Origin of the sequence: Tumebacillus lipolyticus (assembly GCF_042682745.1) — a bacterium.
In the GTDB taxonomy this organism is placed as follows: Bacteria; Bacillota; Bacilli; order Tumebacillales; family Tumebacillaceae; genus Tumebacillus_A; species Tumebacillus_A lipolyticus.
In genome coordinates this window covers 458,442-481,970 of record NZ_JBHUIO010000002.1, presented here as the reverse complement: position 1 = coordinate 481,970, position 23,529 = coordinate 458,442, and the positions used below count along the sequence as shown (strand labels likewise).

General features: G+C 48.4%; 22 protein-coding genes, 2 tRNA genes and 2 pseudogenes. 20 read left to right on the top strand and 6 right to left on the bottom strand.

Annotated elements, in window-relative coordinates:
• The first annotated feature begins 91 nt into the window (after positions 1-91).
• From ACFSOY_RS01605 to ACFSOY_RS01560, 10 genes are all read left to right on the top strand, one after another.
• The gene (locus tag ACFSOY_RS01605) at positions 92-1,135 is read left to right on the top strand and encodes an NAD(P)H-dependent glycerol-3-phosphate dehydrogenase (protein WP_386043675.1); all 1,044 of its coding nucleotides are present in this window, start codon (positions 92-94) and stop codon (positions 1,133-1,135) included.
• Positions 1,136-1,232: 97 nt separating this feature from the next.
• Positions 1,233-1,616 (top strand): glycine cleavage system protein GcvH, encoded by a 384-nt coding sequence (gcvH, locus tag ACFSOY_RS01600; RefSeq protein ID WP_386043673.1) that lies wholly within the window; start codon positions 1,233-1,235, stop codon positions 1,614-1,616.
• A gap of 11 nt (positions 1,617-1,627) precedes the next feature.
• Positions 1,628-2,458 carry a lipoate--protein ligase family protein gene (locus ACFSOY_RS01595; RefSeq protein WP_386043671.1) on the top strand — a complete coding sequence of 277 codons (831 nt, stop codon included), beginning with the start codon at positions 1,628-1,630 and terminating at the stop codon, positions 2,456-2,458.
• A gap of 308 nt (positions 2,459-2,766) precedes the next feature.
• Positions 2,767-4,245, top strand: a complete 1,479-nt coding sequence (spoIVA, locus tag ACFSOY_RS01590; RefSeq protein WP_386043669.1) for a stage IV sporulation protein A — start codon at positions 2,767-2,769, stop codon at positions 4,243-4,245.
• A 254-nt stretch (positions 4,246-4,499) separates the two neighbouring features.
• Positions 4,500-4,772: an HU family DNA-binding protein gene (locus ACFSOY_RS01585; protein WP_386043667.1), complete on the top strand. Its 273-nt coding sequence runs from the start codon at positions 4,500-4,502 to the stop codon at positions 4,770-4,772.
• 135 nt (positions 4,773-4,907) lie between these two features.
• A complete protein-coding gene (locus ACFSOY_RS01580; protein WP_386043665.1) occupies positions 4,908-6,524 on the top strand; it encodes an acyl-CoA synthetase in 1,617 nt (538 codons plus the stop codon).
• A 30-nt stretch (positions 6,525-6,554) separates the two neighbouring features.
• A complete protein-coding gene (locus ACFSOY_RS01575; protein WP_386043663.1) occupies positions 6,555-7,427 on the top strand; it encodes a DUF1028 domain-containing protein in 873 nt (290 codons plus the stop codon).
• Positions 7,428-7,534: 107 nt separating this feature from the next.
• A complete protein-coding gene (locus tag ACFSOY_RS01570) occupies positions 7,535-8,896 on the top strand; it encodes a hypothetical protein (protein ID WP_386043661.1) in 1,362 nt (453 codons plus the stop codon).
• Between the two features lie 100 nt (positions 8,897-8,996).
• A complete protein-coding gene (locus ACFSOY_RS01565; RefSeq protein ID WP_386043659.1) occupies positions 8,997-9,758 on the top strand; it encodes a fumarylacetoacetate hydrolase family protein in 762 nt (253 codons plus the stop codon).
• 143 nt (positions 9,759-9,901) lie between these two features.
• A tRNA-Pro gene (locus tag ACFSOY_RS01560) sits at positions 9,902-9,978 on the top strand.
• A gap of 360 nt (positions 9,979-10,338) precedes the next feature.
• On the opposite strand, the gene ACFSOY_RS01555 is transcribed toward ACFSOY_RS01560, so the two are convergent.
• Together ACFSOY_RS01555 and ACFSOY_RS01550 are read right to left on the bottom strand one after the other, a co-directional pair.
• Positions 10,339-10,950, bottom strand: a complete 612-nt coding sequence (locus ACFSOY_RS01555; protein WP_386043657.1) for a hypothetical protein — start codon at positions 10,948-10,950, stop codon at positions 10,339-10,341.
• Positions 10,951-10,968: 18 nt separating this feature from the next.
• Complete coding sequence (locus ACFSOY_RS01550) at positions 10,969-11,592, bottom strand: hypothetical protein (RefSeq protein ID WP_386043655.1); 624 nt, start codon at positions 11,590-11,592, stop codon at positions 10,969-10,971.
• 437 nt (positions 11,593-12,029) lie between these two features.
• Between ACFSOY_RS01550 and ACFSOY_RS01545 the strand changes: the two genes are divergently transcribed.
• The 10 genes and pseudogenes from ACFSOY_RS01545 (at position 12,030) to ACFSOY_RS01500 (ending at position 19,959) form a co-directional block, all read left to right on the top strand.
• Entirely contained in the window at positions 12,030-13,199 is a 1,170-nt protein-coding gene (locus ACFSOY_RS01545; RefSeq protein WP_386043653.1) for a hypothetical protein, read from the top strand.
• A 3-nt stretch (positions 13,200-13,202) separates the two neighbouring features.
• On the top strand, positions 13,203-13,346 hold the full coding sequence (locus tag ACFSOY_RS01540; RefSeq protein WP_386043651.1) for a hypothetical protein: 144 nt from the start codon (positions 13,203-13,205) through the stop codon (positions 13,344-13,346).
• Between the two features lie 235 nt (positions 13,347-13,581).
• Positions 13,582-14,865 (top strand): helix-turn-helix domain-containing protein, encoded by a 1,284-nt coding sequence (locus ACFSOY_RS01535; RefSeq protein ID WP_386043649.1) that lies wholly within the window; start codon positions 13,582-13,584, stop codon positions 14,863-14,865.
• On the top strand, positions 14,865-15,146 hold the full coding sequence (locus tag ACFSOY_RS01530) for a helix-turn-helix transcriptional regulator (RefSeq protein ID WP_386043647.1): 282 nt from the start codon (positions 14,865-14,867) through the stop codon (positions 15,144-15,146). The genes ACFSOY_RS01535 and ACFSOY_RS01530 overlap by 1 nt, the downstream gene beginning before the upstream one ends.
• A gap of 700 nt (positions 15,147-15,846) precedes the next feature.
• Positions 15,847-16,380 (top strand): annotated as a pseudogene (locus tag ACFSOY_RS01525) (recombinase family protein).
• A complete protein-coding gene (locus tag ACFSOY_RS01520) occupies positions 16,373-16,663 on the top strand; it encodes a recombinase family protein (protein WP_386043645.1) in 291 nt (96 codons plus the stop codon). The pseudogene ACFSOY_RS01525 and the gene ACFSOY_RS01520 overlap by 8 nt, the downstream one beginning before the upstream one ends.
• Positions 16,664-16,885: 222 nt before the next feature.
• Positions 16,886-17,656 (top strand): hypothetical protein, encoded by a 771-nt coding sequence (locus ACFSOY_RS01515; protein ID WP_386043643.1) that lies wholly within the window; start codon positions 16,886-16,888, stop codon positions 17,654-17,656.
• Between the two features lie 179 nt (positions 17,657-17,835).
• Positions 17,836-18,948 carry a DNA polymerase III subunit gamma/tau gene (locus tag ACFSOY_RS01510; protein WP_386043641.1) on the top strand — a complete coding sequence of 371 codons (1,113 nt, stop codon included), beginning with the start codon at positions 17,836-17,838 and terminating at the stop codon, positions 18,946-18,948.
• A gap of 122 nt (positions 18,949-19,070) precedes the next feature.
• Entirely contained in the window at positions 19,071-19,667 is a 597-nt protein-coding gene (locus ACFSOY_RS01505) for a hypothetical protein (protein WP_386043639.1), read from the top strand.
• Positions 19,668-19,874: 207 nt separating this feature from the next.
• Positions 19,875-19,959, top strand: a tRNA-Ser gene (locus ACFSOY_RS01500).
• Positions 19,960-20,256: 297 nt separating this feature from the next.
• Here the strand turns inward: ACFSOY_RS01500 and ACFSOY_RS01495 are convergent.
• From ACFSOY_RS01495 to ACFSOY_RS01480, 4 genes and pseudogenes are all read right to left on the bottom strand, one after another.
• On the bottom strand, positions 20,257-21,156 hold the full coding sequence (locus ACFSOY_RS01495; protein WP_386043637.1) for a sensor histidine kinase: 900 nt from the start codon (positions 21,154-21,156) through the stop codon (positions 20,257-20,259).
• 21 nt (positions 21,157-21,177) lie between these two features.
• On the bottom strand, positions 21,178-21,531 hold the full coding sequence (locus ACFSOY_RS01490) for a hypothetical protein (RefSeq protein WP_386043635.1): 354 nt from the start codon (positions 21,529-21,531) through the stop codon (positions 21,178-21,180).
• Positions 21,531-21,674: pseudogene (locus ACFSOY_RS01485) on the bottom strand (helix-turn-helix domain-containing protein); the annotation flags it as partial. The pseudogene ACFSOY_RS01485 and the gene ACFSOY_RS01490, both read right to left, overlap by 1 nt.
• A 210-nt stretch (positions 21,675-21,884) precedes the next feature.
• A complete protein-coding gene (locus ACFSOY_RS01480) occupies positions 21,885-23,498 on the bottom strand; it encodes an ABC-F family ATP-binding cassette domain-containing protein (RefSeq protein WP_386043633.1) in 1,614 nt (537 codons plus the stop codon).
• Between the last annotated feature and the right edge of the window lie 31 nt (positions 23,499-23,529).

Genomic DNA, 23,529 nt, shown 5'->3' with positions numbered 1-23,529 from the left:
TTAGCCTTGTGGCGGCGACCGCGCGATCAGCGGTCGCTTGGAAGCCGGGAGCGAGAAGAAGCTCGGAGCAGAACATAAGGAGGGGGAGCCCTTGGTACAGCAGGTGGCGGTCATCGGGGCGGGTAGTTTTGGCACCGCGCTCGCCAACGTCTTGGCGGAAAAAGGGTACCGAGTCGACCTGTTCGCTCGTCGACAGGATCAGGCGGATGAAATAAATGAGCACCACACGAACAAACAGTATCTTCCCGACGTGGCCCTGCATGAAGGGATTCACGCATCTGTCGACATCGGTCAGGTGGTCGAGGGGAAAAAGCGGGTGGTCATCGTCACCCCGTCTTCTGCATTTCGGGAGACGCTAAAGGCGATGCGCCCACATTTGGAACAGGATGCGCTGTTGGCGCACGCGACAAAAGGGTTTGATATCGATACAGGCCAGCGGATGACGCAGCTGATGGAAGAAGTGCTGGCAGACTTCGACCCAGGACAGTTTGCGGTCATCTCCGGCCCATCGCATGCGGAGGAAGTCTCGCTGCGCATTCCGACGACCGTCGTCGCCGCTTCGCGCAGCCAGCGGACAGCAGAAGCGTTTCAGGATTTGCTGATGGCGCCCTATCTGCGCGCGTACACCAGCCCCGATGTGATCGGAACGGAGATCGGCGGGTCGTTGAAAAACATCATCGCGCTCGGTGCGGGCATCTCTGACGGCCTCGGCTTTGGGGACAATACGAAAGCTGCGCTGATGACGAGAGGTCTGTCGGAGATCGTCCGGATCGGCGTTTCGCTCGGCGCTTCGCAGATGACCTTCTCAGGACTTACCGGGCTCGGCGACCTGATCGCCACCTGCACTTCGCTGCACAGCCGCAATTACCGCGCGGGCTATGCGCTCGGTGAGGGCAAGAGCCTGTCCGAAGTGCTCGCCCAGATGGGCATGGTCGTCGAAGGGGTGCGGGCAACGAAGGCAGCCTACAAGATCGCCCGCGACCAGAGCATCGAGATGCCGATCACCTTCGCCTTGTACGGTGTCCTCTTCGAAGGCAAGTCGCCGAAGACGGCGGTGGAAGAGCTGATGGGGCGCAGGCGCATCCACGAGATGGAGGAAGTGGCAGAAGCCGTTTCGCTGCGATGGGAATCATAAGCGAGGAAAAAGGTCAAGCTGTTGTGAGACGGCGGTATGATCTGGTACAATAGGCGGTAGTTTGGAAACTTTTTTGAAGGTGCAAGGAGGAATCATTGTGAGCAACGTCCCGAGCAATCTGAAGTACAGCAAAGAACATGAATGGGTACGCGTTGAAGGAAACCGCGCTTACATCGGCATCACCGATTTTGCACAGTCTGAGCTGGGCGATATCGTGTTTGTCGAACTGCCGGAAGAGGGTGGCGAGCTGACCGCAGACGCAACGTTTGGCACAGTTGAGTCCGTCAAGACGGTCTCCGACCTCTTCGCGCCGATCTCTGGCAAGATCGTGGAGATCAACGCTACGCTGAACGATGTACCAGAGAAGGTTAACGAGTCTCCTTATGAAGACGGATGGATGGTCGTGGTGGAAATCGCTGACACAACTCAGGTGGACAACCTGATGACGGCAGACGAGTACACCGCGCTGATCAGCAAGTAAGGAACAGCAGGATGGAAACGTGGCGCGTTTTGAATACGGGTTTTTCGGGTCCCGCTTGGAACATGGCGGTCGATGAAGCCATTCTAAACGCTCATAGTCGGGGGCTCGTGCCTCCGACTATTCGTTTTTTTGGCTGGGACCCGCCCACATTGTCGATCGGTTATTTTCAGCGCTCCGCCAAAGAGGTGGATTTTGAAGCGCTGCAAGCGAAAGGTCTCGGCTTTGTCCGCCGTCCAACTGGAGGTCGTGCCGTCCTGCACGATCAGGAACTGACCTACTCGGTCATCGTCTCCGAATCGCATCCGATGATGCCGTCCAGCATCAATGAGAGCTATCGCATCCTCTCGATGGGGCTGCTCGAAGGGTTCCGCGAGTTGGGATTCCGCGCAGAGATGGTGTCGCTCGCCGACGAAGAGGAGAAGAAAAAATATGAGTCGATGGGCTCAGCAGCCTGTTTCGACTCTCCCTCGTGGTACGAGTTGGTCGTCGAAGGGCGCAAGGTGGTCGGCAGTGCACAAGTTCGCCAGCTGCATACGATCTTGCAGCACGGCTCGATCTTGCTCGACCTCGACGTGGAAAAGCTTTTCTCTGTCCTGACTTTTTCCTCGGAGCGCATCCGCGAGCGGATGATGCAGACCTTTAAAGAACGAGCGGTGTCGATTCGAGATTTTTCGGGCCAGACGGTGTCCTACGAGCGAGCGGTCGAAGCGTTCACGCTGGGCTTTGCCCGCGGGCTTGACGTTCGGTTGGAGGCTGGCGCGCTCAGCGAATATGAGCAGGAGCTCGCCGAACAGTTGGTGCGTGAAAAATACGGTACCGATTCGTGGAATTTTAAAAAATAGCATGACATATCATGACATTCGGGAGGTTCTCCCGGATGTTTTTTTTGTGGGTGCATGGAGGGAGAAGGCTTGTTCTACGTCGCAATCTGCACTCATAGAGTAGAACCATAGCACCTCCCATCATTGGTTGGACAGATTGTGCAGACAGACAGCATAATCTCCTTTTGCGGTCATATACATGTACTGTCCAATTGGGAGAGTTTGAGTTTCGGCTTTGATAGATGCCGTGTTTGCCTTTCAAGGGGAGGGATCGGCTGCAGGAGGTTCGCGTACAAAGTCATCGCCGATCAGAATAAGGAGGGAACAGAGTGGAAAAGTTCGACATTTTCAAAGACATCGCGGAACGGACAGGAGGCGACATCTATCTCGGCGTCGTAGGCCCTGTGCGTACAGGAAAATCTACTTTTATCAAAAAGTTTATGGAGCTGATCGTCCTTCCGAACATCAAGGAAGAGGCGGACCGCGTACGCGCGACTGACGAACTGCCGCAATCGGCTGCCGGGAAGACGATCATGACCACCGAGCCGAAATTCATCCCGAACCAAGCGGTTGAAATTGGCGTTGCTGAAGGTCTCGACATTAACGTGCGCCTCGTCGACTGCGTGGGCTATTGCGTGAACGGTGCGCGAGGATATGAAGATGAAAACGGGCCGCGCATGGTGAGCACGCCGTGGTTTGACGAACCGATTCCGTTTCAGGAAGCGGCCGAGGTCGGCACGCGCAAAGTTATCGCCGATCATTCGACGATCGGGCTCGTCGTCACCACCGACGGTTCGATCTCCGAAATCGATCGCGATTCCTACGTCGAAGCGGAAGAGCGCGTCATCTCCGAGCTGAAAGAGCTTGGCAAACCGTTTGTGATCGTCATCAACACGACAGAACCGCGCTCCGAGCGCGCCGAAGGGTTGCGCATGGAGCTGATGGAAAAATATGACCAGCCTGTCATCGCACTCTCTGTACAGCAGATGCGCCAAGAGGACATCATGGCGGTGCTGCGGGAAGCGCTGTACGAATTCCCTGTGCACGAGGTGAACGTCAACCTCCCAAGCTGGGTCATGGTGCTCGATCAGGAGCACTGGCTTCGCGCCAACTTTGAAGAGTGCGTGCACGAGACGGTCAAAGACATTCGCCGTCTGCGCGACATCGATCGGGTGGTTGCACAGTTTGGCGAGTTTGAGTTCATCTCCCGGGCTGCGCTCTCCAACATGGATATGGGTCACGGTGTGGCAGACATCGACCTGCTCGCGCCAGATGAGCTGTATGATCAAGTCTTGACCGAAGTGGTCGGGGTGGAGATTCGCGGCAAAGATCACCTGCTGCAGCTGATGAAAGACTTTACCTACGCCAAGCGCGAATATGACAAGGTGGCAGATGCGCTGCGGATGGTGCGCATGACCGGCTACGGGATCGCGCCGCCGGTGTTGGAAGAGATGACGCTCGACGAGCCGGAGCTGATCAGACAGGGTGCTCGCTTCGGTGTGCGGCTGAAGGCGACCGCACCGTCGATCCACATGATTCGCGTCGATGTGGAGAGCGAGTTCGCCCCGATTGTAGGTACAGAGAAGCAGTCGGAAGAGCTGGTGCGCTATCTGATGCAGGACTTTGAGGAAGATCCGCTGAAGATCTGGGATTCGGATATCTTCGGCAAGTCGCTCGCTGCGATCGTTCGCGAAGGCATCTCGGCGAAGCTGTCGATGATGCCAGAAAATGCGCAATACAAGCTGAAAGAAACGCTGGAGCGGATCATCAACGAAGGAAGCGGCGGACTGATTGCGATCATCCTCTAGCGCGGCAGAAGCGATGCGGCTGTCCGCAGGCAAACCGCGATCAAGTATGAGATACAACCCCTTGAGAAGCGCAGTGATGATCTGCGCTTCTTCGCTGTTATGAGTCGAAAGTCCTGATGAAAGAGACGCAACTGGACAATTGATAAAACATGCCATATAATGACCCATATATTCTGATAGAAACCTTTGGTGGCACGTTTAGAATGACATTTTCTTGCTCACAAAGGTAATATGCAGAGGAGGTGTAATAGGTCATGAACAAGACAGATCTGGTCAACCTCGTAGCTGAAAAGGCGGATCTCTCCAAGAAGGATGCTGCTGGCGCAGTCGATGCAGTGTTTGACGGCATCGTGGAAGCGCTCGCAAGCGGCGACAAAGTACAGCTGATCGGCTTCGGCAACTTTGAAGTGCGCGAGCGTTCTGCACGCAAAGGCCGCAACCCGCAGACTGGCGAAGAGATTGAGATCGCAGCTGCGAAAGTTCCGGCATTCAAACCGGGCAAGCAATTCAAAGATTCGATCAAGTAATATACATACAAAAAGGGCCTCGATGTACGAGGCTCTTTTTTATTTCGCTAGTTGCAGGAATTTTCGTTCAATAGGTGGAATAAAGGTACGGTAGTAAATCAATTATGCAATGTTTGCATCAGGGGGAGAACAGCGATGACGATGGACAATGCGTATGAGCAAAAAGTGAAAGATTTCACCTTCGATGTGCCGGAAACGTATAACTTTGCCAAACAGGTTGATCAATATGCAGCCGCTCACCCTGAGCAGGTGGCGATCCATTGGGAAAACGAAGCGGGTGACGTTCAGGAGCTCAGCTATGGAGAATTGAAAGCGGCATCAAACAGATGGGCCAACGCGCTCTCTGCCAGCGGCCTGACACATGGCGATCGGGTGATCGTGCTCCTGCCGCGCTCGCTCGAAGCGTACATCGTCTATCTCGGCTTGATCAAAGCAGGAACGGTGATCATGCCCGGATCGGAGATGCTCCGCCCGAAAGATATCGAGTACAGAGCCAACCACGCGGAGGCAAAAGGCGTGATCGCCTTCGGTGCGATCACAGCCGAAGTGGATCAAGTTCGCGAGCAATGCCCGACGCTTTCGACCTTTATCATCGTCGGCAGCGAGCAGGCGGGATGGACATCCTACGAATCGCTGGTAGCAGGCCAAGCTGATGAATTCGAGCCGGTCTTCACTCGCTCCGATGAGATGGCGTTCCTCTCCTATACATCGGGGACGACAGGCGGGCCAAAAGGGGTCATCCACACACACTCTTGGCTGTATGCGCACCAGCAGATCGCAGCAACCTATTGGTTTGATGTGAAGCAAGGTGAGATGGCGTGGGCGACCGCAGGCCCAGGCTGGGCGAAGTGGATCTGGAGCCCGTTCGTCTCGATCCTCGGCAAAGGCGGCACCGCGTTCGTCTACGCGGGTCGATTCAATCCACAGGCCTATCTGAACCTGCTGGCCAAGCATGAGATCTCGGTGCTGTGCGCGACGCCAACCGAGTATCGGCTGATGGCGAAAGTGGACGGGATGGATGCGTATCGTCCCAGAGCGCTGCGGAGCGCCTGCTCGGCTGGAGAGCCGCTCAATCGAGAAGTGATCGACGCGTTCCAGAAGAATTTTGGAATCACCGTTCGTGACGGCTATGGCCAAACGGAGAACTCGCTGCTCGTCGGCAACTTGGTCGGTCTTGACGTTCGCCCCGGTTCGATGGGACGCCCTTCGCCTGGCGTGAACGTGGCGATCATCGACGAGGACGGTCAGGTGGTGCCGACCGGAACGGTAGGCGACATCGCTGTCGCCAAAGATGCGCCGATCCTGTTCAAAGGCTACTTGAACGACGAAGTTCGCACCAAGCGCGCTTTCCGCGGCGATTGGTATGTCACCGGCGACCAAGGGCGGATGGATGAGGAAGGCTACATCTGGTTTGAAGGGCGTGCAGATGATATTATCATCTCAGCCGGGTACACGATCGGGCCGTTCGAGGTGGAGGATGCGCTCGTACAGCACCCCGATGTGGCAGAGTGTGCTGCGGTGGCAAGCCCAGATCCGGATCGGGGCCATATCGTCAAAGCGTTTGTCGTTTTGAAGCGTCCAGAGCTGGCATCTGATGAGATGGTGCGCGATCTGCAAGAGCATGTCAAAAACTTGACCGCTCCTTACAAATACCCGCGCGCCATCGAGTTTGTGGAAAGCCTGCCGAAGACGACATCAGGAAAAATTCGCCGTGTCGAACTGCGAGCAGCCGAGCGGGAGAATGCTCGCTAGATCGATACGCGTGTTGGAGGGGTCATGATCATGCGCAAAGATCGCTTGATCCATACGTTCTCGATCGTCGCCTGCGATACGAAGACAGGCGAGATCGGCGTTGCAGTCGCATCAAAATTTTTAGCGGTCGGTTCGGTCGTCCCGTGGGCGCAGGCAAATGTCGGCGCGGTGGCGACACAGTCATGGGCGAACACCGGGTTTGGGCCGGATGGTCTTCGTCTGCTCGCAGAGGGCAAGACGGCACAGGAGACGCTCGACCTGCTGCTCGCAGGCGATGAGGGGCGCGACTGGCGGCAAGTCGGGGTGGTCGACCGTCATGGCAATGCGGCCGCATTTACCGGCAAGCTGTGCCACGACTACGCGTTCCATCAGATCGGGGAAGGGTTCACCTGTCAGGGCAATTTGCTCTCAGGCCCAGAAGTGCTCGATGCGATGGCCATCTCGTTCCAATATGCGAAAGGCGATCTGGCAGACAGGCTGCTGGCTGCGCTGATCGCAGGGGATGAAGCGGGTGGTGACAAGCGCGGCAGACAGGGCGCTGCGCTCTATGTGGTCAAAGAGCGGGGTGCATATGACGGTCATATCGATCGCTATGTGGATCTGCGGGTCGATGATCACGAGTCGCCGACGTATGAACTGAAGCGCCTTTTGAATCTCCATCGACTGTACATGGGGGAAACGGACCCAGCGAAACTTCGCCCGATCGAAGGGGAAGTGCTGAGCGAACTGGTCGACCATCTGAAGCGCTTCGGGCTTTTGCCGGGAGAAGAGCGGCCGACGAGCTATGAGGAGCGCGTGAAAAACGCGTTGCAAGACTACTGCGCGGTAGAAAATTTTGACACTCGTTGGCGGGAGGACAACCTGATCGACGAGGAGATCTTGCTGTACATGCGCACCAAGTAAACGAATCTGCATACATTGTGGGGGAGCCGATTTGGGAATGCGGCTCCCCCTGTGTTATGATGAAGGAAGATGGAGAAGTTACGATCGACAGGAGAAGGAGGGAGCGGATGAGCGGCAGACTGCGATGGTGTATCACCGTTGTATTGGCGCTGTTTTTGTTGCTTGGCATCGGCGATCACTCGCGCGCAGCCGAACAGGTACAAGCCACCTATTCGGCACCTGGCGGGATGGTGATCACCAGCTACTCTCCAAAGTGGAAAGATCAGGTACAACTGAAGGCGCTCTATGGTGAGTTATTGCAGAATGTGCATGGGGAAGAGCTTGAACTGCTTGAGGAGATTGTGATCTATGATGGTTATCCGCACGGAAAAGGCGTTGCGGGTCAATATATATTTCAGACGGTGACCGGCGTCTTTCAGGGCACGCCCAAAATGCGCCCTGGCAAGATCGAGCTGTATGGGGGAGATGATCATACGACAGCAGGGTCGTTTGCCCACACACTGTCTCACGAATATGGTCACCATGTCACCCATTACTACACGCTGAAGCGTGACAGCATTACGCTTACCGACAGCAAGCGGTGGAAAGAGACGACCTATGCGAGGATGAGAGGTCTTTCCGAAGATGATCGCGTCGGTGTCGCAGATGGAATCGAACACCGCTGGCAGTTGGCCGAGATTGCAGCTGAAGATTATGTCCAGCTGTTCGGCTCCCCGCTCGCCAAGGCCAAGACGCCCTTTCCTTCGCGGATCGAGCAGGCGATCAACGGGGAACAGGTGGGGGTGGTCTCATGGAACGGATCGATGTTCAACGTGCAGCCGCAGGAAAACCTCTCCTTGCCGCTGGCAAGCCAAGTGCCCGGCCTCTATGAGTATCTGTATAAGCAGATGAAAGGGCAGGAGGGCGAGTTTGCCCCGCCAGTAAAGCCTGAACTGAGCTTGGCCTCCTATTCCCAGCAAGGCGAAGCGGGGTATCAGCTGCAGTTTACGTGGAACCAAGAAGGAGAACAGGGCAACTACCACTACACGTTGGTCACCTATCTGGATGGAGACTTGTTGGCCGAGCCGATCGTCACGCGCGAGGCGGACGAGGAGCAGGGGGCGCTCTACGGGGCGGTGCTGATTCGCAAAGGCGGAGTGGTCTATACGTACAAGGAGCCGAAAGCGGCGACCAAGCGCCATTTTAAGCTGTACGTCTTCGGTAAAAACGGTTGGGTGGCCGACTCGGCGGTGCTGACCGTCGATATGCGCAACCCGAGCGAAGTGCAGGTCAACGAGCAGAAAGTGGTTCCCGTCGAGAAAGTGGAGGGGGAGCCAGCGAATGATCTGATCGGACTTCCCCAATTGGATTTTGGTGAATTGCTGTCCACGAAGGACTGGTCGTGGATGGACGGCATACTCGATATGTTGACGATGCTGATCGATGCGGTGGCAAGCCTGCTGAGCAAACTGTTTTCTTGGCTGGGCTGAGGGAATAGTGAGGGAATAGTGAGAGAATTGAGTCTATTTCCGTGGGAATGAGAAAAATCGCGTGAACTGACAAACGGACTGTCGAAGGAGTCGAACGAGGATGGCAACAAAGTATTTGCGATTTGAAGCGGAAGGACGCGAAAAATACGGGCTGTTAGAAGGGGACAAAGTCAGAGAGCTTGCCGGGCACTATGTGCGGACGGCCGTATTGACCGGGGTGGAATATCTCCTCTCCGAAGTGAAAGTGCTCGCGCCGACCGTCCCCTCGAAAGTGGTCTGCATCGGTCTCAATTATAAGGCGCACGCCGTCGAGCGGGGGAAGCAGCTGCCGGAAGAGCCAATGATGTTTTTAAAACCGCCTTCTGCGATCATCGGATCGGGCGACGAGATCGTCCTGCCCGACATCGCGAAGAACGTAGAGTATGAAGGGGAACTGGCGGTCGTGATCGGCAAGCGTGCTTCGAACATTTCTGTCGCAGAGGCGAAACAGCACATCTTCGGCGTCACCGTGTTGAACGATGTATCGGAGCGCTACTATCAGGTCAAAGATGGGCAATGGGGACGAGCTAAAGGGTTCGATACGTTCTGCCCGCTCGGTCCGTTCGTCGTAGCGGGATTGGATTATCAGAACTTGAAGATCGAAACTAAGATCAACGGTGCGGTCAAACAATCTTCGTCCACATCCGATATGATCTTTACGGTGGATGAGTTGGTCTCCTTCGTATCGAAAGTGATGACGCTCGAACCGGGTGACATTTTGACGACAGGTACGCCAGAAGGAGTAGGTCAGCTGCAGAAGGGCGACCTCTGCGAGATCACGATCGAAGGCATAGGGACGCTTCAGAATCGCGTTCGTGCATAAATCGGCACGGAGCTAGCATATGGTAAGGGGAGGGAGATTTCTAACAAGATGTCCCTCCTTTTTCTAAAAAAGCTCTTGCAATTGACTCAACACTCCTATATAATTGCTTTTGTGTCCAGCAACTCTAAGTGGACTATTTTCACCGGAATATAGCGCAGCCTGGTAGCGCGCACCCTTGGGGTGGGTGAGGTCGTGGGTTCGAATCCCGCTATTCCGACCATATGAAGAAGAAACGTGCTGGAGTTGCTCTGGCACGTTTTTTTGTTGTGCGGGTTGAGGAGAAGGGTTGGCTACCTTGCGATTCTCTCCATTCTCCACCTCTTAGCATTTGGATGCCTCTCTTCGATGACTTGGGGGTTTTCGAGGAGATATCGCTATTTAGTGGATCATTTCATTTTCGGCTATGCCGGGTCAATTATACTCCGTCGGTAACAAGATCGCTACTTCCCCAGTAATCGAGAATGACGAGGGAGTTGATTTGGACACCATAATTGGCACCACTTCTCTAGATCTCAAAAATATAGGAAGCTGACAAAAGTTCCTGTCAACTTCCTCTTTTATTTTGGGGGATCTGGGTGGACTACAAATTGTACTTCTTGAGCGCTTCTCCCTTGAGCTTGTAGAAGTGTTCGAGTTCGAAATCCTCCCCCAAAAACTCTACGTCTGGGTCAAGGAAGGCTTTTTTCAAGTCTTTGTGTTCCTTAGCACGATCCTTCCGAGTTAGATCAAATTTCCCCTCATAAATGCCAACGATTACATACGTATTATCTGATGTCCCAGGAGTAAGGAACAACAAATACTTTCCGTCCTCATTCATCCATTTATAACCCTCTGTAGCAATGTAACGTTGATTGTCAGTTAGATAGCAGTCTTCAAATACCTCGATGGTACTATTTTTTTTCTTATCACCTTTAATGACCTTATCTATCTTGACGACCGACTTAGAAATAGTTGAAATGTAGTCGCCCTTACCGTCTTTTGCAACAAAGTTCTCTCGTTTGCCAGTGAATGACCCCAAAACAATAAGTTCAGCCTCATCAGCCAACTCGTCAACGCTTTCATGATGCTCAAACGATGCACTTGTTGTTGCAACGCCGAAATTCTCATAGTTTTGTTCTTTTTTCATGCTGTAGTACCCAACACTACCGATTACAAGAGCAGCGGCTACTATGAGTAAAACACGTTTTTTCATCTCGTTTCCCCCTTTCCATCAATACATGTACTGAAGATTCACTATATCAACTGATGTAAGACTCCAGCTTTCATAAGAATCATCTTGCATGACGGAAGCTAAGTGACTATAACCAATAGGCTGGTGCTTCATACTCATGACATGACCCATTTCGTGAACGGCAACCCGCCTACGTTGATTACTATTCAATCCTTTGTATTCCATTTTGTCGTGGTTCAACAACAAGTCAACCTTACTCCAAGCATAATATTGTGCGTCTACAGTTCCAAGTTCGTTTCCATTGATGTCGTAATTCGTAGTGTGACCGTACCAATATAAATCTCTTGAGTTACCTCCCGTTTTCATAAGTATTCTGAGCGGGGCTGTGTTAATTTCAGATGAGGTAGCTTTTCGAAAATTTATCACAGCATCGGTCACATTATCGAACTCGGTTCTAGCGGCTAAAGTGTGACCTGAGTATCCCATCGTGGAAACAGCAGTTTCTTCATAATAAACCAGTGCCGCTATAGTGGCGTCCGGCAAACCATTTCCCTGGAAGAATGCATCACGACCATAATACGTGGCATGTGCATCATCGAGAAGTGAAATGGAAGAAATATCCACCACTAAAGCAACTGTACTTTTCACGCGCCTGCTTGTCATCACTCAACCAATCCTTTTATTTGTGATTTTTGTTTTACAATATCATGTGTATTGTAGATGATCTACTAGTTTATGGAATAAAAAATTCTGTATAGCTGTACTACACGTATTTGTTTTTTGCATTAAGTGGAACCCGTCTAATACATCTTACGGCACAATTGAAGTTGGACACTCTTTCTTCCTATTGCTGCTATCCCATTGTCACAGTCCCTCTAAGCTCGCAGAAGATTATCTCCTATCTCTCCTTCGACCAATTGCGAAGCTGCGAGAGGAAATAAGACAGCGATAAACAGATGTGAAGGGAAGCCCCACCTTTCATTTAGAAATCTCCAGAGAAATGTATACATTCGGTATTAGCATTGATATAATTAATGAAGATGAATTGTGATAATAATCTAAACAGATAGCATATATATTTGACAAATGGGGGCATTTACATGAGCACTCTTGTTGCACCAAAAGAGACAACAGTTGACAAGATTCCTTTAGGACGCAGGATTGAGGAGATCAAAAAGGAAAAGGGTGGATATTACTCCACTGCTGCGATGTCAACTCGTATTGGTGTTCATGAGGAAACATTGCGTATGATGATTAAAGGAAAGAGGGACATCTATTCGTTCGAGTTAGAAAAAATCGCGAAGGACTTAAAAATGCCAGTCGAAAGAATCACTCAAGATGATGTAACACGGGGAGCGGCTGAACTGATCGAACTTCTTGCGACAAAAGCTTCACTTGAAAGAGCGCATGAACTTGCAGTCGGCTTATTTGAAGTTTCGATCGGCTTGACCGAAAGATGCAACGCGTTGAATAACATTGGGAGAGTTTACTTTTACTTGGAAAGGTATGATTCTGCTTACGAGTATTGGATGAAAGCATATTCGGTTGCAGAACTAATTCATGAGAAATTCAAGGACAACGAGCGTTTACACATTGTACTATCAAACCTTATTGCATTGTTTGCTGCGCGAAAACAATACTCACGGCTCTCGGACATCATGATTCGGATTGAGGGAGTGTTTGACGGTCAACCTGAAAAGAAGGCTTCGATACTTCATGCGAAAGCCATGTTGGCTGAGCATGAAGGAAAGGTAGAAGAAGCGGGTAACTTTTTGTATCAAACTTTGGATTGTCTACAGGTTAGCGGGCATACAAACAAGATTGGAAGAGCAGAACTGAACATTGGCTATTATGAATACAAGCAAAAGAACTACGCAAGAGCCAATGAAATATTGAAACGTTCATTAAATCACTTAGTGCTGGATAAACGGGTATGGCTAATTGCTATGAAGGAGTATGCGAAGACATTGATCAAGCTTAATAGGACTGAGGAAGGGACTCAGATTTTTGACGAAGCGATCAGTGAAACAACTTCGCCGGACTTGTATGGAAAACTGCTCCTCCTACTATCGGTAGCAAAGGGGCAACCGAAGATTGCAGAAGAAGTATTGTCTTTATCTGTAGATGATAAGATTAAGGAACTAGCTTGCAAGTATTTAATGCATTATTCGTACAGTACCGGTGATTCGGATGGGGTAATGAAGTATTATGGAATTACGGAGGGGTTAAGGGTTTACAACTCCGATATTTTACACGAGGAGGATTTATAACCCATGAAAAAAAGACTATTGCTTGGAACGTTTATTACGGTTTGTGTTCTTACCTTGATTGGAATTTCTTTCGATGAGAAAGGAATGAAAATGGCAGAATATGTACCTATCGGTACAAATGGTGTCGTAAAAATTGATAAGTTCTAGCAATACCTTTTCATGCTGTACCTCAACGCACAATCGTGTTCTATAGGATTGACTGACAGTTTCACACAAACCTGCAACCTAAAAACACCTCTTCTCTGTCTGGGGTGTTTTTATAATTTTCAGACTTTTTCTTGGGTTGTAATCAACCCGAGTGACGTTATCAATTTTTGATATAAAAATAAATAGGGATGATACCATTGTAATACCGAAGAACTCAACGAGAGGTGGTATTCTAATGTTCTCCCTTGGACAAAGAATTCGAGAACTGCGTTTGAAGAAAGGTGTCACTCAAGTTGAACTGGCAATCGGATTATGTACACCGAGCATGATATCACAGATCGAATCTGATCGCGCAAAACCGTCGTACAAGATCCTTACGAGGATCGCTGACCGCTTGGAGATTTCGATCGAGAAACTTCTGTCTGATGTCAATCTTGATCTTGAATTTACAAGCAAATTCAAAATGGGGATGGGATTTGTTCAGGCAAAGGAATTCAGAACGGCGATTCCACTCTTTCAAGAGTTGCTCGACAGTTCCCATCACCGTATTAAAAACAGTGAAATCCTACTAGAACTTGCCACTTGCTTTCTGGAATTGGGAGATGTGGAAGAGGCGATCTCAAAATTGAATGGCGTGTACGAGGTCGCAAACATGCGGCAGGATCATGAAATGCTAGCTACAACCCTCATGCGCTTGGGAAGCGCTTATCAGAAAAAAGGGGAACTTGCCTTATCTTTATTTCACTCGAAACGAGCATTCGAGGAGTTGGAAAAAGTGAAAGCTCCAGATCCGGTTCTGCACTCAAATGTGCTTACGCGTTTGGGCAGCGTACACGATGCGATGGGGAAGGTGGCAGATGCGGCGAGGCTTTATGAGGATGCGCTGATGCTAGCTCAAGGAAATATCGAAGAACGGGGTTTCGCCTACCTCCACGTTGCAGAGATGCATCACCGAGCACAAAGCTTTGAAAAAGCGGAGGAGTACGCAAGCAAAGCTTTCACGATCCTGGAACAATTGTCCAACGTCGAACATGAGAAAGAGTTGAAGTATCGACTGGTCAAGTTGAAAAGCAAAAAGGAAGATTGGCAGAAGTCCGTGGAAGTACTCTTACGGATCGCACAATACTATGAGGCAACATCAAATAAAGAAAAAGCAGGAACTGTATATGCAGACATCGCCCTGATCTCCTCGGAGCATTGTGAACTCGAAGAAGCGTGGGCGTATGCTGAGAAAGCAAGATTATCACTTTCAGATCTTCATCCGGCAATGGGGATCGTCCATCGTGTTCTTGCCAGTGTTTATTTTGAACGCAGCAATGATGAAAAAGCGGAGAAGCATCTGCTCAATGCGATCAAGATTTTTCAACAGCATGGCAAAGTCGCAGAGTTTGAAGAAGCGAACGGTCAGTTGTGTGAGCATCTGATCAGCGGAGGAATGCACAAAGAAGCGTTTGAACAGCTATCGAAGTTTCAAAGTTTCATGAAGCAAAAGCTCGAACAAAAAGGGATTGTGCTGTAATGAGACATTTGAACTCTCTCGTAAAGGCGAGAAAGGGTAAGAAATTAACACAAGAGCAATTAGCAGGCGCTGTTGGGATTACTAGAGCCTATCTCGCAAATATCGAACGCGGCAGGCATGTCCCCTCGCTTAAAGTAGCTTACAGGCTCGCAATCCGTCTCGGCTATTCAATTGAGATGCTGTTTTTTCATCAAAGGGATTCTCCTGATCCACTGAAAAGGTCATCCAAGAGTTGTCCCATTTTGATGTCGAATTGTAACGAGAGTGGCAGTTTTGAATAGCAAGGACAGGCATAATTGGGTCAGCTACACAACAGCCAGGATTCAGATTGGGAAATTGAGCGGAAGGCTATTCAGAAACAGAGGCAATTGGAATGTGTGGTATTTTCGTGGGTAACATGTGACAGCAATAGACTTCGCAGAAGCATTCACAAAGCTTGAAGAGGCAATCTTTTCTCTCCCAGAATTATCGAACGATTCTCTTTGGTCAAAAGTAGGCTCGATGATCGGAGTGAGAGGAAAATGGGGGTACTTATATAAGAGCGTGGCGAGATTAGGTGTTTGGGTGTGGTGTGGGCATGAGTTTGGGGCTGAGACAGAAAAGGATGCTAAGGGGCATTTGGGAGGCTGGGGCAAGGATTTATGAGCGGTGAATTGGGCGACCTGTATCGGTTGCTCTTTTCTTTTTCTGTGAGGTAGTTACGGATTAGGGGTCAAAAGTAAAATGGAACACTTTGGAATGGAGGTATCTGTTTTTCACCGATTCCGATTATTAGGAGAATTTTAAGGATGAAATTGACTTGTATCGTTGAGAGATAGGGGTTTTACCGATTGAGGATACTCACTAAGATGAATATCGGCAAATAGCTTATTTTCTAGGCGTTTAGTGCTATTTTTGTAAAAAGTTATGTGTGACAATATACAAAAACTCCGTTCCGTGAGATATTAGGATCATCAAGAGAACTTGGACGGAGATTGAATAATGGAGAAAGTGTTCGGCTATATTCGGGTCAGTACGGAGACTCAGGCTAAGAGCGGTTACGGGGCAGATTCGCAAGAGCAAGCAATTGAAGACTACTGCAAGAAAAACAATCTGGAGCTTGTGCGTGTCTTCAAGTATTTCGGGGTAACTGGCACGGTAGTAGATCGTGAAGGACTCACTGACTTGATCGGGAGTTTTAACGGTATCAATTGAGTCATTGTTTTGAACACTTCACGCCTCTGGAGAAGCGACACAGCGATAGTGTTGATCAAAAGGGAACTGGAGAAGTTGAACGTTTATGTAATCAGTATCGAGCAGCCGAACTACAGCGTACATACCAAAGACCCGAATGATTTTCTGCTCAACGGAATGATGGAACTCTTGGATGCTTATGATCGGATGTCCACAAATCTAAAATTAGCAAGAGGAAGAAAGGCGAAGGTAAAAGCCGGAGTAAAAGCAAGTGGTGAAGCCCCGATAGGCTACAAGTGGAAACATGATGATGAGAAAAAACCAATCATTGTGATTGATTGATCGAACGGCTCACATCGTCAAAGAGATTTTCAAACAATACTTGGAGCTTGGCAGCATCGGAAAAGTAAAGAAGTACCTGATCGAGCAGGGATATAAAATGAATAGAGGGAAAGAATTCACCGATATGTCGATCCGCAACATTTTGAAAAATGAATTCTATATAGGAAAGGTGACTTGGAACGAATTGGAGGTAAGCGGTCAGCATGAAGCGATCATAAACAAAATCACCTTTGGGAAAGTACAATCGAAATTGGAGCGACAAAACAAAAGGAACACCGAATAAGCCATCCGTGAGGGTGGTTATTGCGTGGGGGGGTATGAAAACATCCCAAATCGAGTTTGGCTTTTACTGACAAAGATGAGCACTTCCATTTCTAGAATAATTTTATTACTCTGGTAATATTAAGTGAGATGTATTAACATTACACTATTGCAGTACAGAATTCGTATACAACGTCACGTAAAATGTATTATTCACCAACAGATTTGCTTGGAGGAGAAAGATATGACAAAAATATATAGATTTATCAGTTTCGAGGTATTTATTGATATGTTGATTAGAAAATCACTAACTTTCGTTCATCCAACTGCTTGGGACGACCCATATGAGCTAAAGTTGCTTGAAAATAACCTTAAACAAATCATTGGTTCTAGCAGTTCTATTGCTGATGAGGGTACATTAGGTGCGATACTCGAACATATTATTTCGAAGAAGTTATACTGTCAATCTTGGACAAAACTAAATGAAAGCGATGCTTTGTGGAGAATTTATAATCATCATAACACCTCGGTGCGCATTGAAACCGATTTAAATAAAATCTCGAAACTCGAAGGTGTTGAAGCAATAGAAGTAAATTATGTGGATGATCTAGATATAACTTCAACAGACTCCTTTTATGGTATGATTGTTACAAAACGGGAAGTGTTTTCACATGAACGTGAGATTAGGTTGGTAACTCATTATAAATTTAGCGGAAAGGAAGATGTTGTAGAATACTCAAATGATTTTTTAAAGCTCAGTGGCGATTCGAGGCTATTTAATAAATTTGAAATCTATGAAATTGACGAGGGAATAGATAGAATAATCTCGAAGTTAAATTACACTATTGAGGACAAAACAACCCAGATAAATTATGGTCATATCGAAAATTTTATTGAATCCGTAATGCTAAATCCATTTGCACCTAGTTGGTTTGAAGATACATTAAGAATGGTCTGTGAAGTGTTCGATATTAAGTTTTTGGGTAAATCTAAAATATATAAGTTGAATGAGTAAGTGAAATGAGATACTTTTCCTAACAAAGTCTCGCTAAAATTCAGCGGTCGTAAAACATTTTTACTTAAGAGATAACGGAATCAACTTCGGAATGCTTGGTCATCGCTGCTGACGCTAATGATGAACCTTATCCAAAGTAGAAAACTGGCTTAATGCAAAGATGTTTTGGAGGTTGAGAAATGAATCATCTAATAACAGCGTACTTTGATCTGCTCGGAATAAATTCTCTCCTTCTTACCAAAGGCAGCAAGAAGTTTACGGCCGCCCCAATACATGTTTTGGCGAGAAATGTTTGTTTGATAATATATCAAATACATCATGATATTTTGGGTGAAATTGACTCGCTGGATAAGGACTACAAAAAAATCAGAAACAAGGTACACCTGCATCAAAAGAAAAATAATAAAAAAGTGTATAATGAAATTTTATCCTACCATGTAGCGAGATTTGGTGATGATATTGATAACATCGGTTTTTATCTAGATGGTACAGAACTTGCAGGCAGTACGGTTTATCCTACCTATGTCTTCTATGACACAACGTTTTATAAAAGCAGTGGTATAGAAACGAAAGGGGAAGATATAATTCGGTTTTTTACAATGACAGGCGAGTTATCCGCAAATTTGATGGAAAAAATTAATGAACTTGCAAATGGACAATTGCCACTATTCAATCAACCATCCTTGTTCTATGATGACGTAACGAGTTACGAATTTAAGGATGTCCATTGGAGTTTGGTATTTTCTAACGATGAAGCCCAAAATGTACTTACTACTAGACTATTGCTTATTGCACAGGAAGCAACCACTTGTATTTGGTTAGGGAACGCGCTTCAATCAGCCCACGCAGTGGGAGGGTTCAATAAATATATCTTATTGCGTTTCATATCCATAAGTATGGATGAAATAATGGATAATCTGATGAATATGAAGAAGCACATGAAACCCTACTACGATATGTTAGATAAACATAGCAATGGCCGTGTATCGTATTTGACTGATCAATATTCCAAAGGAATACAAGAGGAATGTCAAATTCTACGAAATATGCTCCATTATGATGAAAAGGGACAGAATTATTGGGGGTACATTCAAATCAAGTTGCACAATGAGCCTAGTTATGTCGATTTTATGATAGAGAATATTTTGCACGGGTTCTTAGATCCAATAAGCAAAATCATCTCTAACTATTTTGATATACATAATAAAAGGAGCTTGAGCGATTGGGAGAAAATCGTGACGAGGTTGCGTAGAAATATGGGGAAATGGTCATTTAGACAGGCTAGACATTAACTTGAAGCACAATCCCTTGTGTGTTAAATCAAAATTACATAACTTGCATAGAATATAAAAAGACCATAGGTGCTAGCAATGAATTTTGTTAAACAAATATTATTAGTTGGAGGGGTATCCATATGCCGAGTTGTGATTTTAATCGCCCATGTGATTGCAGAGATTGCAGAAGAATTGACTATACGATCAATTGTCCACATTGTTCATTTGAAAATGATGTTTCGGTGGTTGGAATCGCCAAATGGGAAACCGATAGAAAAGGGTTCAGCGGTGTCACGTTTACTAAACCAGTCTTGCCAGTTAGAGATCTGACTTGTTACAACTGCAAATCAATAATTCGGAATGCAGGTGTATTTGATAATGTCTGTACTGAGGTCATGGAACGGAAACTTGGAAAACTGAAAGCAATTGAACAAGGACGGATTTGTTTTTTGTGTAGAAATGTAGAGGGCTATGATGGTTCATTCTTGGGGAGAGATGAAAAGTATAGAGAGAAAGACGGTAAGAAATATTGTTCTACTTGTTTACCAAAAATAATAGAGAAGGAAACACCTAATCCTTCAGATACGGATTCTAAATATGAATTCGACAAAAATAAACTAGAGTGGGTGCTTCGAAAGGTTAAACAAACGTGTACTAGATGCCAAAAGAAAAGATGGTTGAACGTTGAAAACAGATGGAAGAAACTTTGCAGTTCATGTTATTCAAGCTCTAGGTGAATTTTTAGGAAGCCGTATATATTTTTGGATGCAATTTTTGTTTGTTCAATCCAAGTCTCCCAGTTGGGAGAATGACCTTGATAAACCGCGCAGCTCATAGTAAATTTGTAGTAGAGTTCGCTAGGGCTTTACACACGAATTTATCAAACTAATCAGTATGAACGCCATACAGCCCTTGCTACAACTTACCACTTGCCTCTCACCAAAGAGAGGTACCGAAGTGGTCATAATGGGGCGGTCTTGAAAACCGTTAGGGGGCAACTCCACGCAGGTTCGAATGCTGTACTCTCCGCTAAACAATGTAGTTCAAGGACTCGTTGTTTTTCGACAGTAGATGGATCGATCACGAAACACGCGCCAGTCTATGTGATCGTTCGCCGGTGCAAGCGGTCTTCTAAGATATTGAGAACATCAGAATGCGTCATGGACATTTGTCCGTGGCGCTTTTTTTATTCAAAGAAATCGAAACAACCTGAGTCCGATAGTCGATCGGACTCAGGCCGCTTATAAGGTACTTTGTTAACCCAATGTTTACTAGACAGGATTATAATCAAGCGATGTTTTAAAGTTCCCGGAGAAGGTTCCGCGGTCAATCGAGCACTTTCTTACGATCGAGAGGAAGCTGTACAAAGAAAGTCGTGTGCTCTTTCACCTCGCTCTTGGCGTAGATCTTCCCTTTGTGCTGCTCCACGATCGCTTTGGCGATGGCCAACCCAAGCCCGTAGCCACCATGCTTCCGTGCTCGGGAGGCATCGGTGCGGAAAAACCGCTCGAAGATGAGGTCGAGATGCTCCGGCGCTATGTCTTCTCCCGTGTTGGCGACAGACAGAACCATGTCGTGATGATGCGTTTTTAATTCAATGCGTATCGAGCCGCGGGGATAGGTGTATTTCAAGGCGTAATCTAGGAGGATCATGACGACTTGCTTGAACTGTTCGCTGTTGCCGCGCACCATGACGCGCGGTTCAATGGCGTAGTTCAACGTGATCTGCTTCTCGAAGATGGCAACTTCCATCATCAGGATTACGTTTTCGACAGCTTCGCTCACATCGAACGTCGTGAAGATCATTCCTTCTCTCGCATCGTCCATTTCGGTCAGGTAGAGCAGGTCTCCCGTCAGCTTCGACATGCGTTCGGTCTCCGACTTAATGTACGAGGGCCACTTTGCTTGGCTGCGGATCGTGTCTTCTTCGTTCGCTAGCAGCACATCTGTGTTGGTGTTGATGATGGCGAGCGGCGTCTTTAATTCATGGGATGCATCGGCGATGAACTGTTTTTGCTTGTCGAACGCTTCTTGAACCGGAGCGATGGAACGATTGGCGAAATAGCGACTGATAAAGAAGATCACGATCAGCATCACGAATCCGACAACTAAGAAAGTATAGACCAGATTGGTCAGGATGCCTTGTCTGGTGGTCACGTCGAGAAAGACGATTCGGTGCCCTTCCGACACGTCGCGGACGGCGTATGCCCACTCGTTGCCATCCAAGTTGACTTGGCCCCGTTCCTGTTATTCTGAGGTCACAATTTGCAAAGCGTTATTGTAGAAACTGTCTTCCAGCGTAAAAAGGGAGGAGACGCTCAGACGGTTCCAAGATTTGTCCGTCACAATCGTGAAGGCAACGGAGCGCTCTGGCCCGGAGTCGTGTTTGGCATCGGGTGGCTGCTGCGGATGATCTCCTTTTGGCTGGCGCGGATCCCCCGGCTTGTTGTAGAATTCAACGACCCTATCCAGCTCCATCCGGATGGCCTGCTGCACGTTTTGATAGGTCATCATATAGATGGCAGCAAACGCCAAGAGCATCATGAAGGAGATGGTCACCAAGTTCAAGACCAAGAAGCGGTTGCGGAGTTTCGTAAACATCAAGTCGTCGCCTCCAACACATAGCCGACTCCGCGAATCGTGTTGATCTTCACAGTCGATTGCAGAAAGGCCAGCTTTTTGCGCAAGAAGGAGATATAGACCTCTACGTTGTTGCTCTCCACCTCCGAATCAACCCCCCATAGCATGGGAGTGCCGTTGAAGCGATCAGCTACGAGGCAATAACCGGTATGAAAAAACAGTTGGGCAAGTGCGACCAACTGTTTTTGGGGTTAGCGATTGGCAGGTTCGAGGACTGCAAAGACGTTCTCTTTGATCGAAACCTAGAGTCTGAAGCTTAAAAAAGAACCCTTTCCATAATCGAAAAGGGTTCCATGTTCGCAAAGCCAAGTGAACTAGCTGTACATTTTTTCAAGCTGTTCCTTCACGCGATCATCTTCCAAAAACTCGTCATAGCTCATCTGCTTGTCGATGAGACCGTTCGGAGTGATCTGGATGATGCGGTTCGCGATCGTTTGCACAAATTGATGGTCATGCGAAACGAAAATCATCGAGCCTGTGAAGTTGATCAGCCCGTTGTTCAGGGCGGTGATCGATTCGAGATCCAAGTGGTTGGTCGGCTCATCGAGCATCAACGCGTTCGCGCCGACGTTCATCATCTTCGAGAGCATGCAGCGCACTTTTTCGCCGCCGGAGATGACGTTCGCTTTTTTCAGCGACTCTTCGCCAGAGAACAGCATGCGACCCAAGAAGCCGCGCACATAGGTCTCATCTTGATCTTTCGAATACTGACGCAGCCAGTCGACCAAGTTCAGGTCGGTATCAAAATACTCGGCGTTGTCTTTCGGGAAATACGCAGAAGTGATCGTGATGCCCCATTTAAACTCGCCGCTGTCCGGCTCAAGCTCGCCTGCCAGCACTTTGAACAATGTGGTCTTTGCCAGTTCGTCCGGGCCGACCAGCGCGATCTTGTCGCCTTTGTTGACGGTGAAGGAGATGTTGTCGAGCACTTTCACGCCTTCGACGGTCACAGTCAGACCATCGACAGTCAAAATGTCGTTGCCCGCCTCGCGCTCCGGCTTGAAATCGATGAACGGATATTTGCGGTTCGACGGACGGATATCGTCGAGCGTGATCTTATCGAGTTGCTTCTTACGAGAAGTCGCCTGCTTGGACTTGGAAGCATTCGCGCTAAAGCGACGGATGAACTCTTCCAGCTCCTTGATCTTCTCTTCCTTCTTCTTATTCGAGTTGCGTTGCAGGGAGAGTGCCAGTTGGCTGGACTCGTACCAGAAATCGTAATTGCCCACATACAGCTGAATCTTGCCAAAGTCGATGTCGGCAATGTGCGTGCAGACTTGGTTCAAGAAGTGACGGTCATGGGAGACGACGATGACCGTGTTTTCATAGCCCAGCAAAAAGTTTTCCAGCCACTTGATCGACGCGAGATCCAAGTGGTTGGTCGGCTCGTCGAGAAGCAAGATGTCCGGGTTGCCGAACAGTGCTTGTGCGAGCAGGACGCGGACTTTCTGGCTGCCGTCGAGTTCTTTCATTTGCTTGTCGTGCAGGTCAACCGGGATGCCGAGACCTTGTAGCAGCTCCGCCGCTTCCGATTCGGCCACCCAGCCGTTCAGCTCGGCGAAGTCGCCTTCCAGTTCAGCGGCACGCATGCCGTCTTCTTCAGTGAAGTCGCCTTTTGCGTAGATCGCGTCTTTTTCCTCCATGATGTCATAGAGGCGCTTGTGACCCATGATCACGACTTTCAAAACTTGAAACTCATCAAATTCGAAGTGGTTCTGCTTGAGGATCGCCAGACGCTCGCCAGGCGTGATGCTCACATCGCCGACGCTCGGTTCGATCTCGCCAGAGAGGATTTTCAGGAAGGTCGACTTCCCAGCTCCGTTCGCTCCGATCAGGCCGTAGCAGTTGCCAGGGGTGAACTTGATGGTGACGTCTTCAAATAGAGCGCGTTTTCCATATCGTAAGGTAACACCGTTTGTGCTGATCATTTGTTTGCAATACCATCCTTCTTTTTTATCC

Bases quoted from the DNA above. Each gene is read 5' to 3' on its own strand.
- ACFSOY_RS01585 (WP_386043667.1), top strand. From the start codon at position 4,500: ATGAACAAGACAGATCTGGTCAACCTCGTAGCTGAAAAGGCGGATCTC.
- ACFSOY_RS01580 (WP_386043665.1), top strand. From the start codon at position 4,908: ATGACGATGGACAATGCGTATGAGCAAAAAGTGAAAGATTTCACCTTC.
- ACFSOY_RS01530 (WP_386043647.1), top strand. From the start codon at position 14,865: ATGAGACATTTGAACTCTCTCGTAAAGGCGAGAAAGGGTAAGAAATTA.
- ACFSOY_RS01540 (WP_386043651.1), top strand. From the start codon at position 13,203: ATGAAAAAAAGACTATTGCTTGGAACGTTTATTACGGTTTGTGTTCTT.
- ACFSOY_RS01515 (WP_386043643.1), top strand. From the start codon at position 16,886: ATGACAAAAATATATAGATTTATCAGTTTCGAGGTATTTATTGATATG.
- ACFSOY_RS01480 (WP_386043633.1), bottom strand. From the start codon at position 23,498: ATGATCAGCACAAACGGTGTTACCTTACGATATGGAAAACGCGCTCTA.
- ACFSOY_RS01545 (WP_386043653.1), top strand. From the start codon at position 12,030: ATGAGCACTCTTGTTGCACCAAAAGAGACAACAGTTGACAAGATTCCT.
- ACFSOY_RS01505 (WP_386043639.1), top strand. From the start codon at position 19,071: ATGCCGAGTTGTGATTTTAATCGCCCATGTGATTGCAGAGATTGCAGA.
- ACFSOY_RS01550 (WP_386043655.1), bottom strand. From the start codon at position 11,592: ATGACAAGCAGGCGCGTGAAAAGTACAGTTGCTTTAGTGGTGGATATT.
- ACFSOY_RS01575 (WP_386043663.1), top strand. From the start codon at position 6,555: ATGCGCAAAGATCGCTTGATCCATACGTTCTCGATCGTCGCCTGCGAT.
- ACFSOY_RS01510 (WP_386043641.1), top strand. From the start codon at position 17,836: ATGAATCATCTAATAACAGCGTACTTTGATCTGCTCGGAATAAATTCT.
- ACFSOY_RS01490 (WP_386043635.1), bottom strand. From the start codon at position 21,531: ATGTTTACGAAACTCCGCAACCGCTTCTTGGTCTTGAACTTGGTGACC.
- ACFSOY_RS01535 (WP_386043649.1), top strand. From the start codon at position 13,582: ATGTTCTCCCTTGGACAAAGAATTCGAGAACTGCGTTTGAAGAAAGGT.
- ACFSOY_RS01570 (WP_386043661.1), top strand. From the start codon at position 7,535: ATGAGCGGCAGACTGCGATGGTGTATCACCGTTGTATTGGCGCTGTTT.
- ACFSOY_RS01595 (WP_386043671.1), top strand. From the start codon at position 1,628: ATGGAAACGTGGCGCGTTTTGAATACGGGTTTTTCGGGTCCCGCTTGG.
- ACFSOY_RS01555 (WP_386043657.1), bottom strand. From the start codon at position 10,950: ATGAAAAAACGTGTTTTACTCATAGTAGCCGCTGCTCTTGTAATCGGT.
- ACFSOY_RS01565 (WP_386043659.1), top strand. From the start codon at position 8,997: ATGGCAACAAAGTATTTGCGATTTGAAGCGGAAGGACGCGAAAAATAC.